Raw genomic sequence first — 6,950 nt, forward strand, 5'->3', positions numbered from 1 at the left:
GGATTATATGGGAGATTTCAAGGTATCCACAACCCGCGCGAAAACCAGAACGTCGACCGAGGCCGCCTTGGCGCGGAGCAGGGCGCGGGCGCAGGCGTCGACCGTGGCGCCGGAGGTGAGGACGTCGTCGATCAGCACCACACGGCGGCCCTGGATCACGTGCTTGCGGTCCGCCGCGACCTTGAAGGCGCCCTGCACGTTGGCGGCGCGCTCGCTGCGCGACAGCCCGATCTGATGCGCGGTCGGGCGGATGCGACGCAGTGCCTCGACCGCCACCGGCAGCCCGGTCTGTTTGCCGATCGCCCGCGCCAGCGCGCCGGATTGGTTGTAGCGCCGCGAGAAGCCGCGGCGCCAATGCAGCGGCACCGGCACCAGCACGTCGGCCTCGTCGAGCAGCGGCTTGCCGGCATGCGCCATCCACTGCCCCATCGTCGGCGCCAGATCGGTGCGGTCGTGGAATTTGAGGCCGTGTACCAGCGTTTTGGCAATATCGTCGTAGCGCACGGCAGCACGGGCCCGCGCATAGGCGGGCGGGTCGGCGATCGCCTGCATCGACAGCATACCGGGGCCGGGATCGTAAACGAACGGGATTCCCAGCCTGTCGCAATAAGGCGGCGCGATGAACGAAAGCTGCGCCCAGCAGGCTGCACAGACGCCGTCGCCCGCGACCGGTTCGCGGCAGGCCACGCACAGCGTCGGCAGCGCGATGTCGAGCGCCAGCTGCGCCGCCCGCTGCAGCGCGCGCCGCACCGGGGCGAGGCTCGTCCATGCCGTACCGGCGCTTTGCGCCAGCCTGTCCGCCATCGCCTGCATGCAAGGAAGGCTAGCGCGGTCGGTTGTGGCGTCAAGCGGCTTCAATGCGCGCGAGCAGGGGAAGCAGGGCAAGTTCCGGGTAGAGCCGGCGGCCGGAAAGGCGCACAAGGCGCCATCGCCTTCGCGCCCAGGAGTTCGCATGGCCGCCCCGGAAACCAAGCCCGCCGATATCACCTATCTGGATCTCGTCAACGCGCCGCATGTCTATTTCGACATCGCGCCGGCGCACGGGGTGATGGCCAATGCGGTCGAGATCGAACTCGCGGCGCGGACGCTCAACCCGCTGGCCGACGGTACCGTCGAGGTGAAGTTCGTCACCACCGCCCGGCTGCGCTGCAGCCAGAGCGGCGCGCAGCATCTGCGCAACGCGCTGGATGCGGTGCTGAAGATGTTCGAGGCTCAGCAGGCCGGGCCGGCGCAGGCGGGTCCATCGGCCGGCTCGAAGCTGAACTGAGGCGATTTGCCTTCGCTCGTGACGATGCTTAGCTGCCGCGCATGAACGCATCTGCTCCCTTGTTGTTCGATCGGCGCCTGTTGGCGCCGCGGCTGGCGCGTGCCGGCAGGCTGGAGCCGGCCGGTTTCCTGCTCGATCGCGTCAGTGGCGAGATGGAGGAGCGGCTCGGCGCGGTGCTGCGCGAGTTTCGCGTCATCGCCGACGTGTGGACGCCGGGCTCGGCGCTGCCAGCGCAGCGGTTTCCGAACGTGACGCATGTGGCGGTCGATCCGTCCGGCGAGGAAGCGCTGAACCTGGCGCCGGGCGCGTTCGATCTCGCCGTCTCGGCGCTGGCGCTGCAATTCGCCAATGATTTGCCGGGCGTCTTGGCGCAGATCCGCCGCGCGCTGAAGCCGGACGGCCTGCTGCTCGCTGCACTGACCGGCGGCGATACGCTGACCGAACTACGTCAGGCGTTCGCGGCCGCCGAGGCCGAGATCGAGGGCGGCGTGTCGCCGCGCGTTGCGCCGGCGGCCGATCTGCGCGACCTCGGCGCGCTGCTGCAGCGCGCCGGCTTCGCGCTGCCGGTCACCGATGTCGACCGCGTCGTGGTGCGCTATCCGCACGTCTTCGCGCTGATGCAGGATCTGCGGCGCATGGGCGCCACCAACACGCTGATCGAGCGCCGCAAGACGCCGCTCCGCCGCGCCACGCTGACCCGCATGGCGCAAGTCTACGCCGAGCGTTTCGCCGATCCCGACGGCCGCATCCGCGCCACCTTCGAGATCGTCTGGCTGTCCGGCTGGGCCCCGCACGAAAGCCAGCAACAGCCGCTACGGCCGGGTTCGGCGAAGGCGAGCCTGGCGGAGGCGGTGAGGGGATTACAGCCGAAGTAACAAGTGCAGCGTCATCCTGAGGTGCTCGCGAAGCGAGCCTCGAAGGATGGGCTTCGCACGTGGCGCATGCTTCGAGGCTCGCCCTACGGGCGAGCACCTCAGCATGACGGCGTGCTACATCAACAATTCGATCAGCGGCGGGATCAGCGGGATGTCGGCGGGCGGCATCGGGTAGTCGCGCAGCTTGGTGGCGCGGACCCAGGCCAGTTCCTGGCCTTCGCGCGGCATCACCATTCCTTCCCAGCGCCGACAGACATACAGTGGCATCAGCAAATGGAAGTCTTCGTAGGCGTGGCTGGCAAAGGTCAGCGGCGCCAGGCAGGCTTCCTTCACGGTGATGCCGAGCTCTTCGTTCAGCTCGCGGATCAGCGCCGCCTCCGGCCGCTCGCCGGCATCCAGCTTGCCGCCCGGAAATTCCCACAGCCCGCCGAGTTGCTTGTGCTTCGGCCGCTGCGCGATCAGCACGCGATTATCAGCATCGATCAGCGCCGCGGCGACGACGAGGAGGAGGTTCATGCGGCGCTCCGCGTCTGACGCAGGGCGATCACCATACCGCGAATGTGGTGCACAGCGCTCGCCCTACTAACAACGTCATGCCCCGCGAAAGCGGGGCACCCAGTATTCCAGAGCGCCGCGGCTAAGCAACCAACGACACGGCGTACTGGGTCGCCCGCTTTCGCGGGCGATGACGTTTGTGATTGGACGAGCACGGTGCTTTTCGCCATCGCACACTGCCAGCTTTACGACCGGTAATCGCCATTGATCGCGACGTATTCCTTGGTGAGATCACATGTCAGCACGCGGTCGCGGCCTTTGCCGAGACCGAGGGCGACCTTGATCTGGATCTCGGGCTTCTTCATTTCGGCCGAGACCTGCTTCTCGTCGTAGCTCGGGTCGCGTGCGCCGGACTTGGCGACGCGGATGCCGTTGAACGAGATCGACAGCTTGTCGCGATCGGCCGGCTCGCCGGCTTTGCCGACTGCCATCACCACCCGGCCCCAGTTGGCGTCTTCACCGGCGACCGCGGTTTTCACCAGCGGCGAGTTGGCGATCGACATCGCGATCCTGCGCGCCGACTCCTTGGTCTTGGCGCCTTCGACGATGATTTCGACCAGCTTGCGGGCGCCTTCGCCGTCGCGCGCGACCTGCTCGGCGAGGTCGGCCAGCACGGCGTTGAAGGCTTTGACGAAGGCCTTGAGCCGCGGGTCGGAGGCGCGCGAGATCTTCGGCGCGCCGTTCTCGGCCGCGGTCCCGGTAGCGAAGGCTAAGAGCGTGTCCGAGGTCGAAGTGTCGCCGTCGATCGTCACCGCGTTGAAGGTGTCGGCGACGCCGGCTTTGAGCAGCGCCTGCAGGCACGAGGCCGACAGCGGGGCGTCGGTGAAGACGAAGGACAGCATCGTCGCCATGTCGGGCGCGATCATGCCGGCGCCCTTGGCCATGCCGTTGATGGTAACCTTGGCCTTGCCGAGCTTCACCGTCGCGGTCGCGACCTTGGGGAAGGTGTCGGTGGTCATGATCGCCTTGGCGGCGTCCATCCAGTCGTCCGGACTGGCTTCCTGCACCAGTTCGTCGAGCACGCCATCGAACTTGGTGGCGTCGAGCGGTTCGCCGATCACTCCGGTGGAGGCGAGGAACACCTCGGCCGGCTTGCAGCCGACCGCCTTGGCGGCGAGCTGGGCCGTCAGCGCCGTGGCCTGGCGGCCGGTCTTGCCGGTGAACGCGTTGGCATTGCCGGAATTGACCACCAGGGCGCGGGCGCCGCCGCCCTTGAGCTTATCGCGACACCATTCGACCGGGGCCGAGGGGCACTTGGACTTGGTGAACACCCCGGCGACCGTGGTGCCCTTCTCCATCTCGACCAGCAGCACGTCGGTGCGGCCCTTGTAGCGGATGCCGGCCGCCGCGGTGGCGAGGCGGACGCCGGCGATGGCCGGCAATGCGGGGACTTCGGTCGGCGCGAGCGGGGAGACGGCGGAGGACATCGGGCGTGCTTTCGGATGGTTCAGTAGGGAACGCGAACTCACCCTCTCTCACAAGCGCGCGACAATGAGAAGGCATTTGCCGCGCCACGATGGCTTTGCAGACGGCCTGGTGGCCGGCAAAACCCGCGAATTGCCGAAAGACCCATCGCCAGCGCCGGCCGCCAGACCCTATGCTGTGGGGATTACGTGCGAATCGCTGGCGGCTACAATCGCCGGTGACAGCGCCAGCCAGCTTCGTTATCGGTCAGACGCATGGATAAAGTCGTTACACATCCGAAGGCCGCCGATCCGCGGTTCGACAGCGCCCGCGTCAGCGGCGATATCGCCGCTCTGGCCGAGGCCCACGCAGGCAACGATCAGGCGTTCCGCACCGCGCTGGCGATGATGATGAAGGCCGAACTCGCCAAGGCGCGCGCCGAGGCCGAGGCCGAGTTGCTGCGTGATCGCCACGGCCGCCGCTGCGCCGAGCGGCTGTGCTTCGTTCAGGACGAGATCATCCGGCTGCTGTTCCGCGCCGCGACGCAGTACCTGTATAATTCGCCGACGCCGTCGAGCTCCGAGCGGATGTCGGTGGTGGCGACCGGCGGTTACGGCCGCGGTCTGATGGCGCCGGAGAGCGACATCGATCTCTTGTTCATCCTGCCCTACAAGCAGACCGCCTGGGGCGAGCAGGTCGCCGAAGTCATCCTGTACTGCCTGTGGGACATCGGCCTCAAAGTCGGCCACGCGACGCGCTCGGTCGACGAATGCGTGCGCCAGGCGCGCGCCGACATGACTATCCGCACTGCGATCCTGGAGACGCGCTTCCTCACCGGCGACGACCAGCTCTACGCCGAACTGGTCGAGCGCTTCGACAAGGAAGTCGTCGAGGGCACCGCCGCCGAATTCGTCGCCGCCAAGCTGGCCGAGCGCGACCAGGTCATCGCCCGCGACGGCGGGCGACCCAGTATTCCCGGAGCGCTGATGTTGACCATCGTGCTCGATCAGGAATGCTCTGGGATACTGGGCCACCCGCATGCGCGGGTGGTGACGGTGAGGTGTGAGGCGAAGACGGCATGACGGAAGGAGCGTCATTGCTGGCCTTGCAGCCCCGCTTCCTTGATCACCTTGCTCCATTTCGCGGTCTCGTCGTCGATGAACTTGGCAAAGTCGACGCCGCTGAGGCCGTGGGCTTCGAGCCCTTGCGCGATCAGCTTCTGCTGGACGTCCTTGTCCTTCAGCGCGCGGAGTACGAGGTCCTGTAGCTTCTCGATAATCGGTGCCGGCGTCGCGGCCGGCGCCATGAAGCCGTACCAGCCGGCGGCGGTCACCTGCGGATAGCCGAGCTCCACCATGGTCGGGGCATCCGGATAGATCGTGCTGCGGGTGGGCGAGCCGGTGGCGAGCACGCGGAACGTGCCGGCCTGAATGTGCGGCAGCGCCGAAGTGATCGCCGTGAACGTCGCATCGACGCGGCCGGCGAGGAGTTCAGTGTAGGCGGCCGAGTCGCCGCGGAACGGGATGTTGAGGCCTTTGACGCCGGCGGTCTTGAACAGCAGCTCGGCGGCGAGATGCGGCTGCGAGCCGGGGCCGGGCGAGCCGAAGGTCAGGCCCTCCGACTTCGATTTGCCGTAGGCGATGAGCTCCGGCAGCGTCTTGTACGGGGACTTGGCGTTGATGATCAGGAAGATCGGCGCGTAAGCCGCCATCGCCACCGGGCGCAGCTCCTTGCGCTCGTAGTTGAGTTTGCCGAACAGCGCCTCGGCCGTCGCGTAGGGCGCCGCCGCGTAGAGCCACGTGTAGCCGTCGGGCGCGCTGTGCGCCACGGTTTCGCTGGCGATGCGCGTGCCGGCGCCTGGCTTGTTCTCGACGATGAATTGCTCCTTCAGCTCGCGCTCGAAGAACGCGTTGAAGATGCGCAGCGAGATATCGTTGGCGCCGCCGGCGCCGTAAGGCGAGATGGTTTTGACGATATGGCTCGGCCATTCGGTGTCGGCGAAGGCCCGCGCGGCCGGCATGGCGGCGAGGGCGGCGGCGGTCGCGAGTAGTGAGCGGCGGGTGATAGGCATTCGACGTCTCCTTGAGGGCGCGGTCCGGTTCTTGTTGTCGTTCCGGCTACGCGCGACGGCAGCTGCGCTGCTCAGATCACATGCGCGAGTTGGAGTCGCTCGATCTCGGCCTCCGACAATCCCAGCCAGTCGCGATAGACCTCGTGATTGTCGTGGCCGATGTCGCCGGCCGAATGCTGCGGCTTCACTGGATCGACGGTGAAGCGCGGCACGACGTTGGACATCGCCACGGTGCCGAAATGCGGATCGGGTACGCGCGTGATCATGTCGCGCGCCTGCGCCTGCGGATCGGCGGCAATCTGATCGACCGAGTAGATCGGCGCGATGGTGCCTTGCGCGGCGGTGAAGGCTTCGAGCACTTCATCGAGGTTATGATCCAGGCACCAGGCGGCGAAGATGGCGTTGAGTTCGCCGGCATGCTGGACGCGATTGTGATTGCCGGCAAAGCGCGGATCGTCGATCAGGTCGGGGCGCCCAATTGCCCGGCAGTTGCACGCGTACAGCGCGTTGGTCGAGCCGGCCAGCGTCACCCAATGATCGTCCTTGGTGCGAAACACTGCGGCGGGAGCGGAGTAACCGTTGGAGTTGCCGATGCGGCTGCGCACGAAGCCGAGCTGATCGTGCTCGATCGGCAGCACGTCGAGCAGCCGGAACACGGTCTCGGTCAGCGCCAGATCGATCTCTTCGCCGGGGGCGTTCGGATCCTTGGCGCGCTTCCACAATGCGGCGAGTACGCCGACGGGACCGAACAGCCCGCCGATCGAATCCCCGATCGGGT

7 protein-coding genes and 1 pseudogene are annotated in these 6,950 nt (G+C 67.2%); 3 read left to right on the plus strand and 5 right to left on the minus strand.

What is annotated here, in order from left to right; genetic code table 11:
* Nucleotides 1-3: 3 nt before the first annotated feature.
* Nucleotides 4-804 carry a ComF family protein gene (locus I5M_RS26095; RefSeq protein ID WP_051048839.1) on the minus strand — a complete coding sequence of 267 codons (801 nt, stop codon included), beginning with the start codon at nucleotides 802-804 and terminating at the stop codon, nucleotides 4-6.
* Nucleotides 805-952: 148 nt separating this feature from the next.
* Here I5M_RS26095 and I5M_RS26100 point away from each other — a divergent pair, with 148 nt between their 5' ends.
* Both I5M_RS26100 and I5M_RS26105 read left to right on the plus strand, forming a co-directional pair.
* Entirely contained in the window at nucleotides 953-1,267 is a 315-nt protein-coding gene (locus I5M_RS26100; RefSeq protein WP_022724085.1) for a hypothetical protein, read from the plus strand.
* 41 nt (nucleotides 1,268-1,308) lie between these two features.
* Nucleotides 1,309-2,142, plus strand: a complete 834-nt coding sequence (locus I5M_RS26105) for a methyltransferase domain-containing protein (RefSeq protein ID WP_022724086.1) — start codon at nucleotides 1,309-1,311, stop codon at nucleotides 2,140-2,142.
* Between the two features lie 114 nt (nucleotides 2,143-2,256).
* Here the strand turns inward: I5M_RS26105 and I5M_RS26110 are convergent, their stop codons facing one another.
* Both I5M_RS26110 and argJ read right to left on the minus strand, forming a co-directional pair.
* The gene (locus I5M_RS26110) at nucleotides 2,257-2,658 is read right to left on the minus strand and encodes a (deoxy)nucleoside triphosphate pyrophosphohydrolase (protein WP_022724087.1); all 402 of its coding nucleotides are present in this window, start codon (nucleotides 2,656-2,658) and stop codon (nucleotides 2,257-2,259) included.
* Between the two features lie 224 nt (nucleotides 2,659-2,882).
* Nucleotides 2,883-4,124: a bifunctional glutamate N-acetyltransferase/amino-acid acetyltransferase ArgJ gene (argJ, locus tag I5M_RS26115; RefSeq protein WP_022724088.1), complete on the minus strand. Its 1,242-nt coding sequence runs from the start codon at nucleotides 4,122-4,124 to the stop codon at nucleotides 2,883-2,885.
* Between the two features lie 252 nt (nucleotides 4,125-4,376).
* On the opposite strand from argJ, the pseudogene I5M_RS26120 reads away from it, so the two are divergent.
* Nucleotides 4,377-5,060 (plus strand): annotated as a pseudogene (locus I5M_RS26120) (nucleotidyltransferase domain-containing protein); the annotation flags it as partial.
* A 134-nt stretch (nucleotides 5,061-5,194) separates the two neighbouring features.
* On the opposite strand, the gene I5M_RS26125 reads toward I5M_RS26120, so the two are convergent.
* Both I5M_RS26125 and I5M_RS26130 read right to left on the minus strand, forming a co-directional pair.
* Complete coding sequence (locus I5M_RS26125; RefSeq protein WP_022724090.1) at nucleotides 5,195-6,172, minus strand: tripartite tricarboxylate transporter substrate binding protein; 978 nt, start codon at nucleotides 6,170-6,172, stop codon at nucleotides 5,195-5,197.
* A 71-nt stretch (nucleotides 6,173-6,243) separates the two neighbouring features.
* On the minus strand, nucleotides 6,244-6,950 hold a 707-nt coding region (locus I5M_RS26130), incomplete at its 5' end, for a CoA transferase (RefSeq protein WP_022724091.1).

The sequence above is a fragment of the Rhodopseudomonas sp. B29 genome, assembly GCF_000333455.1.
Lineage (GTDB): Bacteria > Pseudomonadota > Alphaproteobacteria > Rhizobiales > Xanthobacteraceae > Rhodopseudomonas.

Bases quoted from the DNA above. Each gene is read 5' to 3' on its own strand.
- I5M_RS26095 (WP_051048839.1), bottom strand. From the start codon at position 804: ATGGCGGACAGGCTGGCGCAAAGCGCCGGTACGGCATGGACGAGCCTC.
- I5M_RS26100 (WP_022724085.1), top strand. From the start codon at position 953: ATGGCCGCCCCGGAAACCAAGCCCGCCGATATCACCTATCTGGATCTC.
- I5M_RS26105 (WP_022724086.1), top strand. From the start codon at position 1,309: ATGAACGCATCTGCTCCCTTGTTGTTCGATCGGCGCCTGTTGGCGCCG.
- I5M_RS26110 (WP_022724087.1), bottom strand. From the start codon at position 2,658: ATGAACCTCCTCCTCGTCGTCGCCGCGGCGCTGATCGATGCTGATAAT.
- argJ (WP_022724088.1), bottom strand. From the start codon at position 4,124: ATGTCCTCCGCCGTCTCCCCGCTCGCGCCGACCGAAGTCCCCGCATTG.
- I5M_RS26125 (WP_022724090.1), bottom strand. From the start codon at position 6,172: ATGCCTATCACCCGCCGCTCACTACTCGCGACCGCCGCCGCCCTCGCC.